This is a genomic window from Roseibium sp. RKSG952, from assembly GCF_009711355.1.
This window is the reverse complement of record NZ_SMMF01000075.1, coordinates 1-239: the sequence shown is the minus strand read 5'-3', so window position 1 is coordinate 239 and position 239 is coordinate 1. Positions and strand designations below refer to the sequence as shown.

The 239-nt window shown below is 64.0% G+C and carries 1 protein-coding gene; it reads right to left on the bottom strand.

All coding sequences use genetic code 11. The annotated features are described in order from the left end of the window. Positions 1-239: DUF4116 domain-containing protein (locus tag E1297_RS00185; RefSeq protein WP_209015511.1), on the bottom strand; the 239-nt coding region annotated here is incomplete at both ends.

Here is a 239-nt window from a genome sequence, read left to right as displayed (position 1 = left end):
CCTCCGTTCGAAGGTCTCGCGGCACATATTTCAGCGCGGTGCCGTTTCGTCTCACTGCCTCAAGGCACATCTCCGGCGTCCGGAAGGACCACCGGAGGGCTTCCGGTACATATTCCAGCGCCCAGCCGTTTTCCCTGACCGCCGCGAGGCATATCTCTGGTATCCGGAGGGACCACGGCACATGTTCAAGCGACCAGCCGTGTCGCCTGACCGCCTCGAGGCACATCTCCCGCGTCCGG